Source organism: Streptomyces sp. NPDC057137 (assembly GCF_042670825.1).
GTDB lineage: Bacteria > Actinomycetota > Actinomycetes > Streptomycetales > Streptomycetaceae > Streptomyces.
Genome location: NZ_JBHUUW010000044.1, coordinates 33,526 through 53,446 on the forward strand (window position 1 = coordinate 33,526; position 19,921 = coordinate 53,446).

The window sequence follows — 19,921 nt, forward strand, 5'->3', positions numbered from 1 at the left end:
TTCGCGCCGCAGGGGAGACCGCGCGGCGGCTCTACTTCGCCGTGCCCGGAACGGCCGCCACCGCTTCCTTCGTCGCCTTCGCCGCGTCCTTCACCAGGTCCGACGCCGCCGGGGACTTCGCGCCCGCGTAACCCGCGCCGTTGTACGTGAGCGTGATCACCACGTTCTCGGAGCGGGCCACGACCGTCGCGTAACCGAACGACTCGTCCGTCTTCGTCAGGCTGTATGTGATTGCCGTCGCCTCGGTACCGACTCCGGGCGTCGGGGTGGCCTTCGTGCCCTTCGCGCCTTCCGTGGCACTCGCCTTGGCGACTTCCTTCTTGTAGTAGTCCGCGGCGCGATCCTGGCCCGAGCCGAGGCCCTCGTCGGAGTCGTAGCGCATGAAGGAGACGTCCAGCCAGCGGTACTGCGAGCCCTTGACGCCGTTGTCGTCCAGCCCGTTCCACGAGCAGCTGCCGCGCGTCGTGATGTCCGACGACTTGCCCGACGAGCCCGACTTGTCCTTCGCCTTGGGCACCAGGTCCTCGATCGTCTTCTTGGCGATCGACTTGCACGGGTCGGCCGGCAGCGACGTGAACTTCGCGGCGGCGACCTTCGTCGCCGCCTTCGAGGTCGTGGCGGCCGGCTTGTCCTTGGCGCTGTCGGAGTCCGAGTCGGAGGAGCAGCCCGCGGCGACGATCATCACCGGGACGGCCGCGCAGGCGAGCAGGCGAACGCGGTTGCGGGTGCGGGAGCGGCTGGGTCGCGGGGCTGATCGCTGCATGGTTCCTTCAGTGTTCCTTCGTCGGTAGTCGTACGGTCCGATCGGCCACGGTAACCGCCCCGAGCGTCACGCAGGGCCCGAGTGGCGGACTCGGCCCCGGGCGGACACCCGGTCCCGACCCTGCTACTCGTTGAGCTGGTCGGCCAGCTTCCGGGCCAGTCCCCGGGCCTTTTCCTGCAGTTCCTTGCTGTCGGGGACCGTCGTCGGGTGGGCCGGCTGCTCCGCGTACCGCACCGTCACGACCACGTTCGATGTGCGAAAGACCACGCTGACCGTACGGCGCTTGGCGGCCGAACCGGACGACGCGAAGACGTCGTCCACGAAGGCGGCGTCGCCGAGATTGTCGAGGAGGCGGGGCTGGAGGCCCGGGGGTGTCGTGCTCGCGCTCCCGGAGGGGCTGGTGGTCGTGCCGCTGTTGGGGGTGGGGCCGTCGGAGGGCGAACCGGAGGGCGAACCGGAGGGTGATCCGGACGGGCCCGCGTCGTCGGCTGGGTCGTCGCCCGACTCGTTCCCCGTCTCGTCGCCCGTCTCGTCGGCGACGGGAGGCGGCAGTTCCGCGTCGTCCTCCTTCTTCGCGTAGACCTCCTGCGCCTTGTCGGCGTCGCTCACCGCCGGGTCGTAGGACACGACGCGCTCGATGTCGATCGCCAGGTGGTGCGAGGCGTTCGGGGCGTCGGCCGACCAGGAGCACCCGACGCGGCGATCGGTGTCGTACGTCACGGCCGCCGTGCCCTTGAACGCCTTCTCCTGCTGCTCCCCGGGGAGCTGGGCGGCGCCCGGCAGGAGGTCCCGCAGCGTGGCGCGGTCCAAGGATCCGCACGGCTCGGGCAGTGTCTGGTACCTGCCCGGAGGTGCGGTGGCCGTGGTGGCGGCCCCGGCCTTGGCGTCGATGTCGGAGCCGTCGCCGCCGCTGCCGGAGGTGCAACCCGCGACGAGTGTCACGAGCAGCGCCGCCAGGGCGGGTACGTACGCCTTTCGCTGCACGGTCCCTGGGCTCCTCATCTACGCGGTGTGGACATGAGTTCTAAATGGTCGCACTGGTGAGAACTACGCAGGTGCCGTGCTGGTTCCAAGTTGGGCACAGCTGGTGGGCCACATGGCGAGACACCTGCGAGTTCACGCGAAAAGGGTTTGCCGCCGCATGGTGTGCGGTGGACACAATGTGTACCTCAAGCACTGCCGTGGATGCCGGTTCGCTGTCTGTTTTGGCGGCCCTGGTTCCGGTTTTTGCTCTATCAGACTTTCGGGGGAATCGAGGAACTATGTCGTACGTGGAAGTGCCGGGCGAGAAGGTCCCCATCCGTATGTGGACGGACCCCGCGTCGGTCGAGGACGTCGCGATGCAGCAGCTGCGGAACGTGGCGACGCTGCCCTGGATCAAGGGCCTCGCCGTGATGCCGGACGTTCACTTCGGCAAGGGCGCGACGGTCGGTTCGGTCATCGCGATGCAGGGCGCGGTCTGCCCGGCGGCGGTGGGCGTGGACATCGGCTGCGGCATGTCGGCGGTCAAGACGTCCCTGACGGCGAACGACCTGCCGGGCGACCTGTCGCGGCTGCGGTCCCGGATCGAGCAGGCGATTCCGGTCGGGCGGGGAATGCATGACGACCTGGTCGAGCCGGACGGGATCGCCGCCGGCTGGGACGACTTCTGGGCGCGGTTCGACGGGATCGCGGAAGCGGTCAAATTCCGTCAGCAGCGGGCGGTGAGGCAGATGGGAACGCTCGGCGGAGGAAACCACTTTGTCGAATTCTGCCTGGATTCGACCGGATCTGTCTGGTTGATGCTGCACTCCGGCTCCCGGAACATCGGCAACGAGCTGGCGGACTTCCACATCGGCGTGGCACAGGCCCTTCCGCACAACCAGGACCTGATCGACCGGGACCTCGCGGTCTTCGTCTCCGACACCCCGGAGATGCGGGCATACCGGAACGATCTGTTCTGGGCGCAGGAGTACGCGAGTTACAACCGCGCGGTGATGATGGACCTCTTCAAGAACGTCGTCCACAAGGAGTTCAAGAAGGCGAGGGTCACCTTCGAGCCCGTCATCTCCTGCCACCACAACTACGTCTCCGAGGAGCGGTACGACGGCATGGACCTGCTGGTCACCCGGAAGGGCGCGATCCGCGCAGGCAGCGGTGACTACGGGATCATCCCGGGCTCGATGGGCACGGGGTCGTACATCGTGAAGGGTCTCGGCAACGAGGCGTCCTTCAACTCCGCGTCCCACGGAGCCGGCCGCAAGATGAGCCGGAACGCGGCGCGGAAGAAGTTCTCGGTGCGGGACCTGGAGGACCAGACGCGGGGTGTGGAGTGCCGTAAGGACTCCGGCGTCGTGGACGAGATCCCGGGCGCGTACAAGCCGATCGAGAAGGTCATCGACCAGCAGAAGGACCTGGTCGAGGTGGTGGCGAAGCTCAAGCAGCTGGTGTGCGTGAAGGGGTGAACCCGGGTGGCGGGAAGGCCTGAGGAAGTCCTGTGGGAGCGCGCGCTGCACCAGCGTGTTTCCCGGGGCACGGTGGCCGTGGCCGGGGACCACGTCGTCGTCCATGAGAGGGCGAGCCGTCTGGTCTGCCTGGACCGGTCGGACGGCTCGCTCCGATGGGACGTTCCGTTCGGTCTCTGGCCGCGCGCGGTTGTGGCGGCCGGTGACCACTGCCTCGGCATTCCCCAGAACGCCGATGTCGTCATCTGCTGGGACCTCCGCACCGGGGCCGTGCTCTGGACGGCCGAACTCCCGCGCTACACCGGCCACATGGTGGTCGGTGACGGCACGGTGCTCGTTGGCGGCTGGCGGGGCTACACACCGCTCCAGGCGTTCGACCTGTCCACCGGCCGCCTGTTGTGGAGCACGGGTGAGCCCCACGACACCGTCCCCCCTCTGGTCGTCGGCGATCACGTTCTGCTCGGGAGGGGCCGGGGGACGAGCGTGCGGCTGGTCGGGCTGCGGGACGGCCGGGAACGGGGCCGGTGGGAGCTTCCGGAGCCGTTGGCGTCCACCGATGTGGGGATGGTCCTCTCCCGCTTCCGTACGGAGGCGGGAGACCGGGTCCTGGTGCGCTGCGGACGGCGGAGTGTCGTCGAGGTCGAGGTCGAGGTCGGGGGCCGTGTCGGGGGCGGGAGCATGCGTACCCTCCGGCGCCATGACCGCGATCTGACAGCTGACGCGGTCCATCGCGTCGGCGGACTGCTGTGGCTGCGGGAGGCCATGGGGTACGCCGTGGCCGACGACGCGGGAACGCTTCGGTGGCGCGTCGACCTTCGACAGCGACCGGCCGGGGGCGTGGTCGCCGCGGGGTCCGACTTCCTGGTCGGCGGCGAGCAGGGCACGTTGTTCCGCATCGACCCCACCGGGCGGATGACGGGACGCGCGGCCGTGTCCCGCCGTATCGCCGGGCTGTGGCCCGTTGGCCCTACGGGCGACCCCGACGCACTGATCGTGGCCACGCGTGGCACCTTGCTCGCGCTCGGGATCCGCGCAGCGGCTGAAGGTTCTTCGGGGACCGCAGCAGTAGGTGCTCCGGGCCCCCGGCTCGTAACGAGTTGAGCCGGCTCCAGTCGCCGGCCGGGGCTTCGGGGAATGGCTGTGTCAGTGGCGACTCGTACTCTGCGCTGGTGAGCATGAATGGCGAGTACCTGCGCGTGACCGTCGCCGAGTTGGCCAGGGCGGTCGACGACCCGGAATGGGCGTTCGAGTACGTCATGGAGGTCATGGAGACGGACGGCATCAATGACGTGGCTCCCTCGGATGCCCGGCAGTTGACGACCCACAAGGCGTTCGGCGCCATCGCGTTCCTCCTCGAACGCGCGGGCGTTCCCGTGGACATCGTTCATGGCGAGCAGGCGCTCACCAGTGAGCACTGGGGCTACGGACCGGCCAAGTACCTGGATGCGGATCAGGTCAGGCTCGCTGCCGATTCGCTGGCCCGCTTGTCCTTCGACGACCTGGTCCGGGAGGTGGACTCCGCTCAGCTGACGGCCGCGCAGATCTATCCCCTCATCTGGGATGAGGCCGATGCCCTCGAATGGGTGCGCGGGTGGTTCGATCCCCTGGCCCCGTTCTTCGCGTCCGCCGCCTCGGCGGAGGAGGCCATGTTGGTCTGGCTCGACTGAGTTCCTGCCGCTCAGCTGAGCCGTCCGGCCAAGCCGGGCGTCAGGTGGCGCGTGCGGCTGACTCGTCCGCCTTGTCCGCCTCGTACGCCTCGTACGACCGTTGGACCAGGCCGATCTCCGCGACGTTCTTCGTCAGTTCGAAGTTGAGCCAGCTCGCCACATGGACAAGCTCCACGTTCTCGCCCCACGGCAGGCCCGACGTCCGGGCCTTCGAGTCCAGGTCGGCGTCGGTGAGTTGGAGCAGTTCCGTGCGCCAGGCGTCCTTCAAGGAACCCAGCCAGGTGATCGTGGACTCCGCCGTGCCCGGCCAGTGGATGGACTCGCGTGGTGGGGCTCCCTCGCCGAAGCAGTGGGTGAGGGTGGTCGTCCACCAGAAGCCGATGTGCCAGGTGAGCCAGCCGATCGAGGTGCTGGGGACCGGGTCGGGCTCCGGGACCTGCCAGTCGGCAACCCAGTGGCCCTCGGCGGTCGGGCGGACCGTCCAGCAGTCGGGGGAGGGTTCCCAGAGGCAGGCCTGGTCGGTCAGGTCCTTCTGGTAGTACTCGAACAGCGCCCAGGCCATGTCGAGTTGGCGGACCAGCAGGTCAACGCGGGGGACTGGCGTCGTCATGACCGTGAGCGTTCCATCGGGGGTGGCGGGCGGCAACCGATTTGTGGCTGTGTTCGTGGGTCGTGCGCGGTGTGGTGTGTACTGGCGGGAGTTCTGCCACCTGAGCCGGGAGATCCGCCGCCGTGCCCGACCGAACCGATCTGCTCGCCGACTGCGGAAGCTGCTTCGGGCTGTGCTGCGTCGCGCTGCCCTTCGCCGCGTCGACGGACTTCGCCGTCGACAAGAAGGCCGGGCAGCCGTGCTCGAATCTGCGCACGGACTTCCGCTGCGGCATTCATACGCGGCTGCGGGAAGAGGGCTTTCAGGGCTGCACGGTGTACGACTGCTTCGGTGCCGGCCAGCGGGTCTCGCAGGTCACCTTCGGGGGCAGAAGCTGGCGGGACGACCCGGGGAGCGCGCCGTCGATGTACGCCGCGTTTCCCGTGATGCGGCAGCTGCACGAACTGCTCTGGTATCTGAGCGAGGCCCTGACCATGGAGGCCGCCCACAGCCTGGGGGCCGATCTGGGCGCCGATCTGCGGGGCGCGCTCGACGCCACCGAGCGGCTGGCCGCGAGCGACGCCGAGACCCTGGTGGAGCTGGACGTGGCCGGCCACCGGGCGGGCGTGAACGACCTGCTGCTGCGCACCAGCGAACTCGTCCGCGCCGGTGTCCGCCGCAAGCGGATGGAACGCAGGGGCGCCGACCTGATGGGCGCGAAGCTCAGAGGCGCCGATCTGAAGGGCGCGAATCTGCGGGGCGCGTATCTGATCGCCGCCGACCTGCGCGGCGCCGATCTGCGGCTGGCCGACCTCATCGGCGCGGACTTCCGGGACGCGGACCTGCGCGGCGCCGATCTCACCGGCGCCCTGTTCCTCACGCAGTCACAGCTCAACGCGGCGAGGGGCGACACCGCGACCGTACTGCCGGCCACCTTGGCGCGCCCCTCGCACTGGTGACAGCGCGCCCGTGGCCGTCAGAGTTCCCTGTGCACCTTCGTGTTGGAGGCCTGCGCCCGGGGGCGGACCACCAGGAGGTCGATGTTCACGTGGTGGGGGCGGGTGACCGCCCAGGTGATGGTGTCGGCCACGTCCTCCGCGCTGAGCGGCTCGGCGACCCCCTCGTACACTTTCTCCGCCCGCTCCGTGTCCCCGCGGAAGCGCGTGGACGCGAACTCCTCCGTCTTGACCATGCCGGGCGCCACCTCGATCACACGGACCGGCGTGCCCACGATCTCCAGCCGGAGTGTCTCGGCCAGGACGTGCTCGCCGTGCTTGGCCGCGACATAGCCGCCGCCGCCCTCGTACGTGGCGAAGCCGGCGGTCGAGGAGAGGATCACGACCGTGCCGTTGCCGCTCGCGGTGAGGGCGGGGAGCAGGGCCTGGGTGGTGTGGAGGGTGCCGATGACGTTCGTCTCGAACATCTGGCGCCAGTCGTCCGGGTCGCCGCTGGCGACCGGGTCGGCGCCGAGCGCGCCGCCCGCGTTGGCGACCAGCACGTCGACGGACGGGAGGCTGCCGAGTTCGGCGGCGAAGGCGTCAACGGCCGCGCGGTCGGTGACGTCCAGGACGTATGCCGTGGCGGAGTGCCCGGCCGCGTTGATCTCGGCGGCCAGCGCCTCGATACGGTCCTTGCGGCGGGCGGTCACGACGACGTGCAGGCCCGTGGCCGCGAGCTGGCGAGCGGTGGCGGCTCCGATGCCGCTGCTTGCTCCGGTGACGACGGCGGTGGGTCTACCGGCGGCGGTCATGGCGTGCTCCTCGCGCGTGTGGGCGACTGATGCGTGCGGTCGGCTGATCGACTTCCGGCCAGGATAGGCACGCGGTACGGGTCATGGTCACGCGGTACGGCTCACAGGCACGCGGTAAGGCTCAGTGGTTGCGCGGCGCGTACATCAGCACGGCCATGCCGACGAGACAGATCAGCGCGCCGATGATGTCGTAGCGGTCGGGGCGGTAGCCGTCGGCGACCACGCCCCAGGCGATCGAACCGGCGACGAAGACGCCGCCGTACGCCGCGAGGATGCGGCCGAACTCGCCGTCCGGCTGGAGGGTGGCGACGAAGCCGTACAGGCCGAGCGCGATGACTCCGGCGCCGATCCAGATCCAGCCCTTGTGTTCGCGTACGCCCTGCCAGACGAGCCAGGCGCCGCCGATCTCGAAGAGGGCGGCGACGGCGAAGAGGGCGATGGAACGGGCCACGAGCATGGGGTCAGCCTGCCACGGGGGCGGAAGAGCCGACTCGCCACATTGACGGGTGGTCAAGTATGCGAGGCTTTAGGGGTATCTTCCGATTATGGGCGTAATGCGTAAAGCGATGTTGGTGGTGTCCACCGCGGCCACGGCCGTGGTCCTGAGCGCGGGTTCGGGCGTGGGATCCGGTGTACGCGTGGACCTGGGTTCCGAACGGGGCCCCGTGGAGGCCGACGTGGCGCACCACGGGCATGTCTCCCTGTGGGGCGGACGCCTCGCCGTACGGCTCTCGACCGGCAACCACGGTCCGTCGGACCTGGCCGGCGCGACGGCCAGGCTGGGCTTCTCCGCACCGCTGGCCGTCGGGCAGAAGCTGCCGGACGCCTGCCTGTGGGGCGGGAACCAGGTCGTGTACTGCCAGGCCGGCGCGTTGCGGGCGGACGGGCGGGACAGCGAGTTCCTGCTCGACCTGCGGACGATCGGCGATCCTGCCGAGGTGTCCGTGGACATCGCCACCGTCTGGAACGGCGGCGCCGACGACCGCAACCCGGACAACGACAAGCACCACGTGCTCGTCCCCGCGACCGGCGATCTGTACGTGTACTGAACGCGCCTGCCGGGCTGTTTCAACTACGCCGCCGCGCCGCCGAATTCACGTACGGCCTCGTCGACGATCGCCGCCAGACGCGCGTGGTGCGCACCGCGCCAGTAGACCCTGCCGCAGGCCGTGCACTGCGCGAACACGTCGTACGTACGCTGCGTGCCCTGCTCCAGCCGGTCCTCGACCGAGTCCTTGTCCGCCGCCCCGAGCGGCCCGTTGCACGCCGTGCAGCGCGTCCACGGGGTGAGCGCGGGCGCGAACCGTTCCAGTACGTCCCGCAGCTGGTCGTCCGTGCGGTCGCTGTAGATGTACGCCCCCGCCCAGATCTCCCGGCGCCGCAGCAGACCCCGGTCGCGGGAGAGCATGACCCGCTGCTCCCTGGCCGAGAGCGTGGCCAGCGCCGCGTCGCCGATGTCCTCGCTCTCGTACGCCGCGTCGACGCCCAGCAGCCGCATTCGGCGCGCGAGGGTGCCGAGGTGGACGTCGAGCAGGAAGCGCAGCGGCGCGCCCGGTACCTGCTGCGGCCGGACCACCGCCCGTACCTCCACCGACTCGCCCGCCGACGGGATGTGCGACGTGGCCACCGGGCTTCCGTCGACGAGGAGTTGGCCGGCCTCGGTGAGCGGGACGCCCAGGGATTCGACGACATGGCCGAGCGTGGACGAGCCGTCCGTGGCCACGGCCGTCGGTCCGTCGCGCCGCCCGGCCGGGACGAAGACGTGCAGCTCAGGGGCGAAGGTGAGGTGGATCTCCGGTCCGTTCACGCCGTCAGCATGACATCGGGCCGGGAGGCGGGCCAGGCTTTTCCGGGTGGGTGCGATCCGGGGCGGAAAGCGTGCTTCATTCCGTGGTTCTGGCTCACCTTCTGTGGTGAGAGCACGCTGAGTAACCGGTCGGGACGGGAGCCCAGGCTGGCTAGGCTCTCGTCATGGGCGGACCGGTGTTGGTGATTGAGCTGGCGGAGACCGTCCCACCCATATCCATCCAGCGGCTCCGGGAACTCCTTGTCCGTTCCTCATCTCACTTTGAAGAGAAGCGGGTCGGCGAGTACGACCTGAACATTCACGCGGAGAGCCTCGGCATCGCCGACACCGGGGGCATCGACGGACGCCGGCCTGTCATGGTCTCCCTCATGGGACCCGGCGTCGGCGACGAGGGCATCTTCGAGGCCGAGCACGCCGACGAAGTCGACCAGGAGCCCCTCATCGGCTTCACTCCGACCCACGCCGTCGACGTCATAGCGTTCTGTAACAGGCCGGTCGACCACGTCGTGACGGCCCTGCTGACCGCTGCCGTCATGGACGTGATCGGTGGCGTCGCCAACGCCGAACTTCTTGAGGATCAAGTCCCGATCGTGACCGGCCTTCCAGGCATCGTCGCGACGATGACGGATCCATGGCCCGCCGCCTACGGTTCAGCGGAATTCCTCAGAGCGTGGGCTCGGCAGCCCGGCTTCCGGCTCCTGAAGTAGCCCCGGGCCGGCCAGGACTTGTCCGGGCGATCATGTCCGGAGCCAGATCGTGAGGGCGGCAGCGGCCGTCCGTGCGGGCGCCGGCGGCGTGCTGATGCGCCCGCACGATGGTGGAGTCGCCCGAGCCGCCCGAGCCGCCCGAGCCGGCCAAGTCACCCCGCCCCATGTCCACATCAACGACACGGTCGTGAAGTAGTCACATGATCGACCGGACACGTCCTGGCCTCGCGTCCACCAGCAGGTCCGAGACACTGCGGGCCGTGCCCGCCATCAGACGGACCGTGCAGACCGATCCGGGGCGTCCGTCCTGAGCTCAGGGATCATGCGAAGCCCTGACGGTTGCGTGGTCATCTCGCCCACGGCCCTTACGGAACCCCTCATGGGCGCGGCCTTGAGGCTCCGTCTCGACGCGATGAGAGCCGTGACGACCTTCGCCTCCGTTTCTGCGAAGACGTCGCCGATACACATTCTCTTGCCTGCCCCGAACGGGAGGAAGGCTTCCCTGGGGGGTTGCGGCCGGTCCGGGTGCCAGCGATCAGGATCGAACCGGTCAGGGTCGGCGTACAGGCTCGGATCGCGGTGCACGGCGTAGGGACTGAAGATCACGTCGGTTCCGGCCGGGAGCACGGTCTTGCCCAGCCGGACGTCACGCAGGGCCTGTCGGGTGAGGAGCCACGGCGCGTACATTCGCAGAGTCTCCTGGACAAGCCGCCCGGTGTAGGGGAGGCGGCCGAGATGGTCGGCGGTGAGTTCGTCGCCGGCGAGTACGCTGTCGACCTCCTCGTGCAGGCGGCGCTCCAGGTCGTGGTTGCGGCCGAGTTCGTAGAACAGCCATGAGAGCACCACAGCGGTGGTCTCGGAGCTGGCCGCGAGCAGCGCTGTCACCTCGGAGAGGATGCCGTCGCTGTCCAGGGCTTCGCCGGCATCGTCCTGAGTGTTCATCAGCAGCGAGATGACGTCCTGATATGAGTCGGGCCGCCTCTGGTGATCCTCGATGATCTCTGTGACTGCCTTCCGCAGCGCGGAGCTCGCAGCCGCGATTCTCCGGTTTCCGCGTGTGGGCAAGTTCTCCGGTGCACGTATCGGCAGCAGGACTCTGAGTAGCGCGGCGCGGAAAACGGTCTCGACACTTTTCAGGATGACCCGTGCAGGCTCGCGTGCCGGGACGGATGAGAACAGGGCCGACATGACCACGTTCTGAGTGATCAGCTGCATCTCAGTCTTCATGTCAAGTGTCGTGGCGGGGTCCCACGAGTCGATGGTCGGCGCGGTGGTGCTCACCATCTTCTCGACGTAGCTCCTGACCATCTCTCTGTGGAAGGGCGGCTGCATCTGCCGCCTCCGTGCCAGATGCACGCGGCCCTCGGTGACAGGCAGAGCATCCTTGCTGAAAAGTTTCAGTCCCTCGAGAAGGAGGCCCTTGGAGAAGGCGTCCGCCTGTCGGGTGAGCATCTCGTGTATCAGGGTGGGGTCGTTCACGACAGCCACGCTCTTGGGACCCAGCCGGATACGCACGATCGGCCCGTAGGCGCGGACGTCCTGCATGAACTTCAGCCGGCTGCTGCTCCCTGCCATGGAGAGACCGTGTCCGAGGAGCGGAAGGCGCCCTGGGACTACGGGCGGGATTCCGGGTGCGCTGTCCAAAACTGGTCCTTTCCTGTGCGAGTCGGTGGGGTCGGTCAAGGGCACACGTGCGCGGTGAAGGCGAAGACGTCGGAGTCAGGTGGTGTCCTCGATGGGCGCTGTGGTCCGTGTGAGCTCCTCATGCAACAGAACTCCCCCTCTTGGCCCAGTTCCGCACCCCGGTCGATGTCCCGATTCCATCTCCTTGGCGGCTGGGCCAGAAGTACACGCTCGCGTGGCAGGGTGAAGCCGGCCCGGACGTTGTGAAGCCGGCCCGGACGTTCTTCAGGGGGAGGTAGGCGCGAACGCGCTGGTAGCTGCCCGTGTAGCCGAGCGGGACGATCTCCTCCCACGGTTTCCAGGCGTTCGTGCGGCCCGCGTTCCGGTCTGCGGTGCGCCGGCGGTGGCGCCTTCGGCGAAGAACGGGGCGCGGTCGCGGCACACGACCTCGATTCCGGGCCGTTGGGCCAGCCAGGCGGCCAGGCTGGATGACTCCCGGTCGGGCAGCAGGTCGACCGGCCGGCGAGGGCGAGACCGATCGCAGCCGGGGGCGAGCGGAGACGCTCGGTCCGCCGGCCGTGACTTCGGGTCAGGCCGGTATCCGCTCGACGAACGTGCGACGCCCACCGACAGCACCGCGACGTCGTCGATCGACGGGAACTCGGCGGTCACTCACAGTGCACGGACCACACAACCTGCGCCAGAACCCGTTCCGTATCGCGCTTCAGTCCGTATCGCGTCTCCGCACCTCACTCCGCTTCGAGGTCCAGCCGCCACTCGTTGCACCGCATCATGTGGCCGACCGGATACTCGAAGTCGCTCTCCCCGATCAGCTCGAAGCCCACCTTGCGGCACACCGCGTTCGACGCGCCGTTGCCCACCGACGGGTACGCCATCAGACAGCGGTGCTTGCGCTCCGCCCGCGCCTGCTCCACCACCGCCCTCGTCGCCGCCACCGCGAGCCCGCGGCCCTGGAACTCGCCGAGCACGCCCCAGCCCGTCTCGTACACGTCCTGCCCCTGCCGGGTGGTCTCCCAGAAGCCGGTGTTCCCCACCGGCACCTCCTCCGGCAGCAGGACGATCCGGAACATCCTGCCCTTGCCCGTCCGGTCGGCACTCAGCGTGACGTACCTGTGGTGCCTCGCCAGCACCTGGTCCTCGGTCTCGGGACCGCCGAGATGCGTCATCAGCTCCGGCGCGTTCCCGGCGCGCAGCAGCCCAAGATCCCCCTCCGACCATGGCTCCAGCCGCACCTGGGGTGCTTTCATCTCCATGGAACCGACTGTAGATCGAGGCACTGACAACGGAACCGACAACGGAACCGCTGAGCGGGAGGTGCGGTCGCATGAGCTACACCGGCGTCTGGTCCGTCGGCGCCGTACCCGACGCCGAGGTCGTCGCCCTGCCCCGGCGGTTCGCCCACCTCGACGAGACCTGGACCGTCCCGGACGGCTGCGCCGACGACCTGCGCTGGTGGCTGGGCGGCGGCGACCGTGAGCCGTACTTCACGCCAGGACCGACCGCCGCCGCGCATCGCTTCGCCGCCTTCGCGCGCGGCGGCGGCCCGACCGCGCCCGCCGTGGTGGCCATGCGGGAGGCCGCGACCGACCTCCTGGGGCGGGCCGAAGCCGACGGGACCGACCCGGACGGGCTGTTCGCCGTGGCCGTACGCAAAGGTGAGCCCGCGACCGCGCTCCTCCACGGGCTGGGCGCCGAGGCGTCCGCCCAACTGCCGGGCTGGTTCGGGGACTTCCTCCTCACCGCCGACGAGGTGCGGGCCGTGCTGCCGGGCGCCGAGTCCGTGCTGGCGGTGACGGGGCACCGCCGTACGGAGGTGCTCGCCCGCGTCAACGCCTGGGCGTACGCGATGACCGACGCGCCGGAGGGGGAGTTCGACGCCGCCGGACTGCTGGCCGGGCCGCTGCGGGTGCTCCGGTACGCCGCCGCTCATGGCTTGGGCGTCGTCGCCGTGACCGGGGCCTACTGAACCGGGTGCCCCTGCGCGTACGCCGTCGGCGGCACGCCCACCGTCGCCGTGAAGTCCCGCACCAGATGCGCCTGGTCGCTGTAGCCCAGCTCGGCCGCCAGAGCGGCCCAGTCCAGCTCCTCGTCCGCCTCGGCGCGCTCCAGCGCCTCGTGGATGCGGTGGCGGAGGATGACCCACTTCGGTCCCACTCCCACGTACGTGGCGAACAGCCGCTGCAACGAGCGCACCGAAAGACCGGCCGCCGTCGCCAGTTGCGCCGCCCGCCGGATCGTGCGGTCCTCGCCGAGCAGGCCGACCACCCGCATGGCCTCGTCGGCCCCCGGTTCCGGCCGCGCGCCCAGACCCAGCAGGTACGTGTCGAGCGCGGCGACCCGCGCGTCCTCCTCAGGAGGATCGAGGATCGCGTCGACGTCCGCTGCGACGCCCGCGTCGACACCCGCGTCCGTCGCGGGCAGCACCTCGTCGATCGGCACCCGCCGCCCCGACCACTCGGAGACCGGCCACGCGGGCGCGAAGGGGTGGAAGCCGCCGGGGCGGAACTTCACCCCGCACACCCGCCCGCGCGCCTCCAGTTTCTGCGTGAACAGTTCGAGGCCGATCCCCGCGACCTCACCCCAGGGCGGGGCCGTGCCGAACCGCTGGAAGACCACGTTCACCGACGGGTGCGGGACGACGTGGGAGGCGTACGGCTCCGAGAGGTCCCAGTCGATCAGCCAGTACAACTCCACATACCGGCGCAGCTCCGGGGCCGGCAGACGGCGGCGGAAATCGACCCGTGCGAAGAGCGCGGAGGCGTCGACGATGCCTCGTGTGTCGCGCCGTGGAGCTGTCATGGCCGGATCCTATGTCGTGTTTGTTCAAGACGCCGAGGTGCGCCGTCCGTAGCGTCGGACGCATGACCGACAAGATCAGCACCCTCATCGAAACGGCCGCCGACGACGCCCTCCCGGTGCTCCGGGGAGTGCGCGACGACCAGCTCACCCTGCCCACGCCCTGCGCCGAGTACGACGTGCACGGCCTGCTGGATCACCTGTTCCAGGTGATCACCAACTTCCAGGTGCTCGCCGCCAAGGGCGAGTCCGACTTCGGCGCGACGGCCGAGCGCCTGGCCGACGACCGGCGCGAGCGCTTCGCCGCCGAGATCGCCAAGCTGATCAAGGCATGGGCCGCGCCGGGCGCGGAGGACGGCCTCACCGGAGGCATGAACATGCCCGCGCGGACCGTCGGCGCGATGGCGCTGGGCGATCTGGCCGTGCACTCCTGGGACCTGGCGCGCGCGACCGGGCAGTCGTACGAGCCGGACGCCGCCGTCGTGGCGATGCTCAACGACGAGTTCACGGCGCTGGCGCCGACGGCCCGGAAGATGGGCGTCTTCGGCGAGCCCTTCCCCGTAGGGGAGGACGTGACGCCGTTCGAGTCCCTGCTGGCCGAGACCGGGCGTGACCCGGCGTGGCGGCCGTCCGTCAGCGCGTAGTGACCTCGGCCCGGCCGGGAGTGACCTCCGCCCGGCCGGTAGTGACCTCGGTCCGGCCGACGCCGGTGATCGCCGACTCCACCGCCGCCACGCGGTCCGCGAGCAGCCCCAGCGCCGCGACCGCCCGCGTCATGGGGTCGCCCTCCGGGCCGCCGAGTGCCTGCCTCCGTACGTAGGTCGCCTTGATCTCCGTCCAGCGGTCGGCCTGTTCCGGTGTCAGCGACGACCGAAGCTCGGCCAGCCGCAGCAGATTCGCCTCGGCGCCCGTGGTGAGCGTCTGGGCCTCGCCCGCGTAGTGGTCGTCCACGACCGCCGTCAGCTCGGCGTCGTTCATCACCGGGTCGATCCGCGCGGCGATCTTGTTCATGTCGCGGTACGAGCCCTGGAGCTGGAACGGCGGTGCGGTACGCGACTCGTCCGTCCGCGCCGCCGACGCGATGTACGCCTCGTTCACGGCGAGGACCGTGCGCCGGGCCGTCAGCAGATGCCGCAGGACGGCGACGACCCGGTCCAGTTCGGCGGGGGCGTACGGATGGACCAGGGTGTCCGACACGGCCGTCGGGTCGCCCTCCGCGAGACGCACCAGGACGTCGAGATCGCGCCGGTCGCGGCCCGCGAGCGGGGCGAGCACCGGGTTGGACGTGAGCGCGTTCTCCACGAAGCTCAGCGCGAACACGTCCTCCTTGCCGGTCAGTACGTCGCCGAGGTTCCAGACGTCCGCGCGGTTCGCGAGCATGTCGGGGACGCGGAAGTGCCCGCCGGCGCCGGTGTACGGATTGCCGGCCATGCAGACCGCGAACCGCTTGCCCCGCAGGTCGTACGTGCGCGCCTCGCCCTCCCACACGCCCTCGATGCGGCGTTGCGCGTCGCACAGCGCGATGAACTTCTGCAGCAGCTCCGGTGACGTGTGCTGGATGTCGTCCAGGTACAGCAGCGTGTTGCTGCCCGCCGCCAGCGCGAAGTTGATCTTCTCGACCTCCTGGCGCGCGGTCGCGTTCGGCGCCTCGGCCGGGTCGAGCGAGGTGACGGCCGTCCCGAGCGCCGGCCCGTCGATCTTCACCAGGAGGAGGCCGAGGCGGTCGGCGACATACTCCATGAGCGTCGTCTTGCCGTAGCCGGGCGGTGAGACGAGCAGCAGAAGGCCGTTGGTGTCTGTACGCCTGCTGTCGTCGGAGGTGCCCAGCTGCTTGGCGAGGTTGTCGCCGACGAGCGGCAGGTAGACCTCGTCGACGAGCCGGTTCCGTACGAAGGAGGACAGGACCCGGGGCCGGAACTCGTCCAGCCGCAGCCGGGCCCGTTCGGCGGCCACCAGGGCGGTGCGCTGCCGCTGGTAGGCGCGGAAGCCGGGCACCGTGCGCTCACGGAAGTCCCGCGTCCTGAGGAGGAGTTCGTCGATCCGTACGGTCATCCGGCGGCCGGTGACGCGCGGATGGCTGCCGAGCAGGCCGTCGACCTCGGTGGTGAGGCGCGCCGTGGAGCCGTAACGGTCGAGTTCCGGGCAGAGTTCGACGGCCACGGCCTCGGTCAGATCGCCGGGGTCGGTCTCGCCGCGAACGGCGCTGTACGAGGTGAGCCAGGCATCCACGAGCTGCCGGCGGGCGGTGAGGCCGTCCTCCCGCGCCTGCTTCAGGTCCTCGGCGAGCGCCGGGCCGCCGGGGGAGCGGTGGAAGCCGTCGAGCAGCGCGCGGGCCGCCGCGCCCGTGACGAAACCGGGCGGGCCGCTCGTCAGCTCCTCGAAGAGGTAGTCGGCGACGTGAAGGGGGTCGGCAGCCGTGCCGGTGTCGCTGTTCGCGCCGAACTCCCGTACCGCCGACGCCACCTCCGTAACGAAGGCGTCGATCGCGACAGCCGGCCCGAACGTCTCGCGCACCCGTGCCAGCGACACCGCCCGGCGGGTCCAGTTCTCCCGAGCCTCCTCCGTCACGCCGTACGCCCAGAACAGCTGCGCCGTCGCGCGGGCCGCCGGCGGGTGGCGCAGCAGGCCCGCCTCGTCGTGCAGGCGCAGCAGCGCGGTGAGGACGGCCGTCGCGTCGTGGTCGTGGACGCCGCGCTGATGGCCCTCGTCGTACGCGGCCTCCGCCGCCGCCCTGACCAGCGCGGGGAGGTCGGCCGCCGCCCGGAGTCCGGCGGCGCCGTGTTCGGCCAGCAGACGGGCGGCCAGGTGCTCGGCGCGGTAGACGTCGGGGGACTCGGAGGGCAGCGACTGGTCCCAGTACGGGCGGGTCGCCTCGAACGCCGGGTCCGTGACGGGGCTGCGGTAGTCGGTGCCGGTGAGCGCGAGCGCCGTGCGGTCGCCGTGCGGGACGAGGGTCAGTTCCGGCGCCCGGGTGTTCACCGCGAAGGTGTGGCGGCCGAGCCGGATCGTGGCGCCGCCGTCCGCGTACAGGTCGGTGCGGTCGCGCAGGGCCCGCGCCGCCTCCTGGCGGGCGGACATGAGCCGCCCGGCCAGCTCCTCGGCGCGCACCCGGTCGCCCAGCTCCCGCAGCTCGTCGGCCGTGCGGCGGACCTTCGCGACCATCGGGTCGGAGGCGAAGTAGGTGTTGACGGCGTCGGTGTCGGCGAGCGAGGAGAGCCGGCGGGAGATCGAGCCGAGCACGCGGACGGCCGAGTCGGCCAGCCGCTCGGCGCGCCGGGCGCGGGTGTCCTGGAGGGACTGCCTGCGGGCGGCGAACGCCTCGTAGACCTCGGTGCGCTTCGCGTCGAGTTCGGCGAGGAAGCCCTCGTACTCGACGAAGCGCGACTCCAGGTCCTCCAGCTGCAGCAGCAGCCCGGCGAGCTGTTCGTCGCAGGTCTGGGGGGTGTCGGCGGCGGCGAGCGCGCCCGTCACCGCCTGCCCCAGCAGGGCGAATTCGGCGGCGAACTCGGCACGGCCCTCGTGGTCGAGCAGTTCGGCGCGGCGCGCTTCGAGGGTGGCGCGGGCGCGGTTGACGCCGCCGAGGACGTCCGCGACGCGCTCAAGGACCGACGTACGGACGACGGTGTCGCCGATGTCGAGTCCCGTGACGACCTCGGTGACGGTCCGCAGTCCGGCGGCGTGCTCCTTGAGGCGTGCGGCGACCGGCGCGGCCTCGGCGACCGTCGTGATGGCCGCCGCGTCGGCCGTCAGCCGCTCCACCTCGGTGTGGTGGTCCGCGAACGCGTCCTCGCGACCGAGGAAGGCGACGGCACGGCGCGCGGCCGCGTCGATGTCGCCCTCGGTCGCCGCGACGAGGCTGTCGATGCGCTCGGTGTCGGCGTACCGCATCTCCTTCAGTGTCACCAAGTGGCCCTGCGCACGCCGGAGTTCGGTGAGTCGGTCCACCCAGTCGGCCGCGCTGCGGGGTGCCTCGCCGCGGACGCGGCGTACGAGCGCGGCGACCTGTGCGGCGGACTCGGTGAGCGCGTCCGCCGCCCGCCGGGTCAGGGTCCGTACGGTCCGGAACTCGCCCAGCACCTGCTCGGCGGTGGCCCTGATCTCGGCCAACAGGCCGTGCGGGGAGCCCAGTTCGGGATCGGTCAGCCAGTGGTGGCGGTCGGCGGCGCGGGCGCACGAGGTGACGAGCGCGTCGTACGCGGCCGTCGTCGGGGCCGCCGTGGGCGCCGTCGTCCCGGCGACCGCGCGGGCGACCGCCAGGCAGTCCGCGATACCGCGCACGAGGTCGGCGTTGCCCACGCGCGCGAGGGGGCCGGTGCCGGCGGGGCGGGTCGCGGCGTACGTGTCGGAGACGTACGGCGACTGCCAGAGCTGGAGCGGATGCACCCGCGCGGGCTCCTGGGCCGCGCGCAGGGTGAGGAGGGTGCCGTCGTCGAAGACGGCGTAGCCGCTGCCGGTCAGGGGCGCCGCGGCCTCCTTACGGATGACGTTGTACGGCAGGAGCAGGGTGCGGCCCTCGGCGCGGTCCTGGAAGACGTACAGCACGTCCTCCCCGTTGGGGGAGTGCACCGCCCGCTCGAACTCCAGGTCTCCGGCGGATCCGGAGCCCGTGCCGGTGCCCACGCCCGTGCCTGTGCCCGTGCCTGCGCCTGTGTCGAATGTCTTGGCCGCGCCCGCAGCCGCCAGGTAGTAGCCGCCCGGGAAGACGACGCCCTGGTCCTCGGGGAGCCGGCGGCAGGACCTGCCGATGCCGTCGAGGCGGACGACCGTCCCGGAGAGGGTGTTGAGGACGAGATGGCGCCAGGCGTCCTCCTTGTAAGGACGCACGCGCAGCAGGAGCAGCGCGCCCACGCGCGCGTGGGCGACGTCGGCGTCCGCGAGGGACTGGAGGGGTTCGGCGACGGGCTCGGAGTAGATCCCCTCGGCCGTCTCGGTGTCGTCGGCGGTCTTGAGGGTGAGGGCCCCGCCGACCGTGGAGACGTACGCCTCGCCGCCGACGCGGATGTGCGGATGGCGGCCCAGCACATGGTCGTCGCGGGTGGCCGCCGTCCACTCCACGTCGTGCGACGGCGGGAAGACATGGTCCCGGTCGCCGCGCGCGTCCAGGAACTCCGCCGTGCCGTCGGTGCGCAACGCCCACCGCAGTACGCGGATGTCGGCGGCCTTCTCGCCCGTACGGAACACGGCCAGCAACTTGCCGCCGAGACGGCGCAGTCGGAGCAGCCGCGCGCCACGGTAGTAACGGAACAGCGCGCCCAGCTCTCTTACGAAGGCGGGGTCGTCCAGCAGTCCGGGGACCGTGTCTTCGGGCAGCGGGTCGAGCGCGCGGTCGTGGAGGGCGAAGACGTCCGAGACCGCGATCTCGGAGCCATGGTCCGCAGCCGTGGCGGTGTCGACGGCATGGCCGAAGAGGAGCACGTCCCCGACGGCGACGATGTCGCGCGGCACGCTCGCGTACGGCGTCCGGACCTGTCCGGTGCCGGTGAGGCGCAGCTCGGTGGAGCCGAAGGCCTCGGTGCGGCGGGAGTTGAGCGCTTCCGTACGGAGGGCGAGTTCCACGCCCTGGGCGGCGAGCCGGTCGCGCAGCACCTCGTAGGCACCGGCGTCGATACGCGTACCCGTACCGCTGCCCGCGTCCGCTTCGTTGGCCGTCGTCGTCATGTGTGGTCACTCCCTGCGGGGTCGTCGGCGAAGCGGGGCCGGAGCTGCCACACCCCCGTGGCGGCAGCTCCGGCCGGTCTTGATGGTCCTCGCGGT

18 protein-coding genes are annotated in these 19,921 nt (G+C 70.7%); 8 read left to right on the top strand and 10 right to left on the bottom strand.

Features of this window, described 5'->3' with window-relative positions:
• Window positions 1-31 precede the first annotated feature (31 nt).
• Together ACFT9I_RS28170 and ACFT9I_RS28175 are read right to left on the bottom strand one after the other, a co-directional pair.
• Window positions 32-763: a DUF3558 domain-containing protein gene (locus ACFT9I_RS28170; protein WP_382568761.1), complete on the bottom strand. Its 732-nt coding sequence runs from the start codon at window positions 761-763 to the stop codon at window positions 32-34.
• Between the two features lie 123 nt (window positions 764-886).
• Window positions 887-1,747: a DUF3558 domain-containing protein gene (locus ACFT9I_RS28175; protein WP_382568763.1), complete on the bottom strand. Its 861-nt coding sequence runs from the start codon at window positions 1,745-1,747 to the stop codon at window positions 887-889.
• A 278-nt stretch (window positions 1,748-2,025) separates the two neighbouring features.
• Here ACFT9I_RS28175 and ACFT9I_RS28180 point away from each other — a divergent pair, with 278 nt between their 5' ends.
• From ACFT9I_RS28180 to ACFT9I_RS28190, 3 genes are all read left to right on the top strand, one after another.
• Entirely contained in the window at window positions 2,026-3,207 is a 1,182-nt protein-coding gene (locus tag ACFT9I_RS28180) for an RtcB family protein (protein ID WP_382568764.1), read from the top strand.
• Window positions 3,208-3,213: 6 nt separating this feature from the next.
• Entirely contained in the window at window positions 3,214-4,308 is a 1,095-nt protein-coding gene (locus ACFT9I_RS28185; protein ID WP_382568766.1) for a PQQ-binding-like beta-propeller repeat protein, read from the top strand.
• A 74-nt stretch (window positions 4,309-4,382) separates the two neighbouring features.
• Complete coding sequence (locus ACFT9I_RS28190) at window positions 4,383-4,874, top strand: YfbM family protein (protein ID WP_382568767.1); 492 nt, start codon at window positions 4,383-4,385, stop codon at window positions 4,872-4,874.
• Window positions 4,875-4,914: 40 nt separating this feature from the next.
• On the opposite strand, the gene ACFT9I_RS28195 is transcribed toward ACFT9I_RS28190, so the two are convergent.
• Window positions 4,915-5,484 (bottom strand): DinB family protein, encoded by a 570-nt coding sequence (locus ACFT9I_RS28195; protein ID WP_382568768.1) that lies wholly within the window; start codon window positions 5,482-5,484, stop codon window positions 4,915-4,917.
• 122 nt (window positions 5,485-5,606) lie between these two features.
• Between ACFT9I_RS28195 and ACFT9I_RS28200 the strand changes: the two genes are divergently transcribed.
• Window positions 5,607-6,422 (top strand): pentapeptide repeat-containing protein, encoded by an 816-nt coding sequence (locus ACFT9I_RS28200; RefSeq protein WP_382568770.1) that lies wholly within the window; start codon window positions 5,607-5,609, stop codon window positions 6,420-6,422.
• Between the two features lie 17 nt (window positions 6,423-6,439).
• Here ACFT9I_RS28200 and ACFT9I_RS28205 read toward each other — a convergent pair whose 3' ends face one another.
• Complete coding sequence (locus ACFT9I_RS28205) at window positions 6,440-7,213, bottom strand: SDR family NAD(P)-dependent oxidoreductase (protein WP_382568772.1); 774 nt, start codon at window positions 7,211-7,213, stop codon at window positions 6,440-6,442.
• Between the two features lie 121 nt (window positions 7,214-7,334).
• Window positions 7,335-7,670, bottom strand: coding sequence for a YnfA family protein (locus ACFT9I_RS28210; protein WP_382568773.1), 336 nt, complete (start codon window positions 7,668-7,670; stop codon window positions 7,335-7,337).
• 97 nt (window positions 7,671-7,767) lie between these two features.
• Here ACFT9I_RS28210 and ACFT9I_RS28215 point away from each other — a divergent pair, with 97 nt between their 5' ends.
• Window positions 7,768-8,262 carry a hypothetical protein gene (locus ACFT9I_RS28215; RefSeq protein ID WP_382568775.1) on the top strand — a complete coding sequence of 165 codons (495 nt, stop codon included), beginning with the start codon at window positions 7,768-7,770 and terminating at the stop codon, window positions 8,260-8,262.
• A gap of 23 nt (window positions 8,263-8,285) precedes the next feature.
• On the opposite strand, the gene ACFT9I_RS28220 is transcribed toward ACFT9I_RS28215, so the two are convergent.
• Window positions 8,286-9,020: a Mut7-C RNAse domain-containing protein gene (locus tag ACFT9I_RS28220; RefSeq protein ID WP_382568777.1), complete on the bottom strand. Its 735-nt coding sequence runs from the start codon at window positions 9,018-9,020 to the stop codon at window positions 8,286-8,288.
• Between the two features lie 164 nt (window positions 9,021-9,184).
• Here ACFT9I_RS28220 and ACFT9I_RS28225 point away from each other — a divergent pair, with 164 nt between their 5' ends.
• Window positions 9,185-9,727 carry a DUF6368 family protein gene (locus tag ACFT9I_RS28225; RefSeq protein WP_382568779.1) on the top strand — a complete coding sequence of 181 codons (543 nt, stop codon included), beginning with the start codon at window positions 9,185-9,187 and terminating at the stop codon, window positions 9,725-9,727.
• Window positions 9,728-9,997: 270 nt separating this feature from the next.
• On the opposite strand, the gene ACFT9I_RS28230 is transcribed toward ACFT9I_RS28225, so the two are convergent.
• Window positions 9,998-11,416 (bottom strand): cytochrome P450, encoded by a 1,419-nt coding sequence (locus tag ACFT9I_RS28230; RefSeq protein WP_382568781.1) that lies wholly within the window; start codon window positions 11,414-11,416, stop codon window positions 9,998-10,000.
• Window positions 11,417-12,099: 683 nt separating this feature from the next.
• On the bottom strand, window positions 12,100-12,624 hold the full coding sequence (locus ACFT9I_RS28235) for a GNAT family N-acetyltransferase (protein WP_382568783.1): 525 nt from the start codon (window positions 12,622-12,624) through the stop codon (window positions 12,100-12,102).
• Window positions 12,625-12,695: 71 nt separating this feature from the next.
• Here ACFT9I_RS28235 and ACFT9I_RS28240 point away from each other — a divergent pair, with 71 nt between their 5' ends.
• Window positions 12,696-13,337 (top strand): hypothetical protein, encoded by a 642-nt coding sequence (locus ACFT9I_RS28240; protein ID WP_382568785.1) that lies wholly within the window; start codon window positions 12,696-12,698, stop codon window positions 13,335-13,337.
• Here the strand turns inward: ACFT9I_RS28240 and ACFT9I_RS28245 are convergent.
• Complete coding sequence (locus tag ACFT9I_RS28245) at window positions 13,331-14,170, bottom strand: DUF6597 domain-containing transcriptional factor (RefSeq protein WP_382568787.1); 840 nt, start codon at window positions 14,168-14,170, stop codon at window positions 13,331-13,333. The two genes, ACFT9I_RS28240 and ACFT9I_RS28245, sit on opposite strands and share 7 nt — an antisense overlap.
• A 62-nt stretch (window positions 14,171-14,232) precedes the next feature.
• Between ACFT9I_RS28245 and ACFT9I_RS28250 the strand changes: the two genes are divergently transcribed.
• Window positions 14,233-14,811: a TIGR03086 family metal-binding protein gene (locus tag ACFT9I_RS28250; RefSeq protein ID WP_382568789.1), complete on the top strand. Its 579-nt coding sequence runs from the start codon at window positions 14,233-14,235 to the stop codon at window positions 14,809-14,811.
• Here ACFT9I_RS28250 and ACFT9I_RS28255 read toward each other — a convergent pair.
• Complete coding sequence (locus ACFT9I_RS28255; protein WP_382568791.1) at window positions 14,801-19,825, bottom strand: DNA repair ATPase; 5,025 nt, start codon at window positions 19,823-19,825, stop codon at window positions 14,801-14,803. The two genes, ACFT9I_RS28250 and ACFT9I_RS28255, sit on opposite strands and share 11 nt — an antisense overlap.
• Window positions 19,826-19,921: the final 96 nt, after the last annotated feature.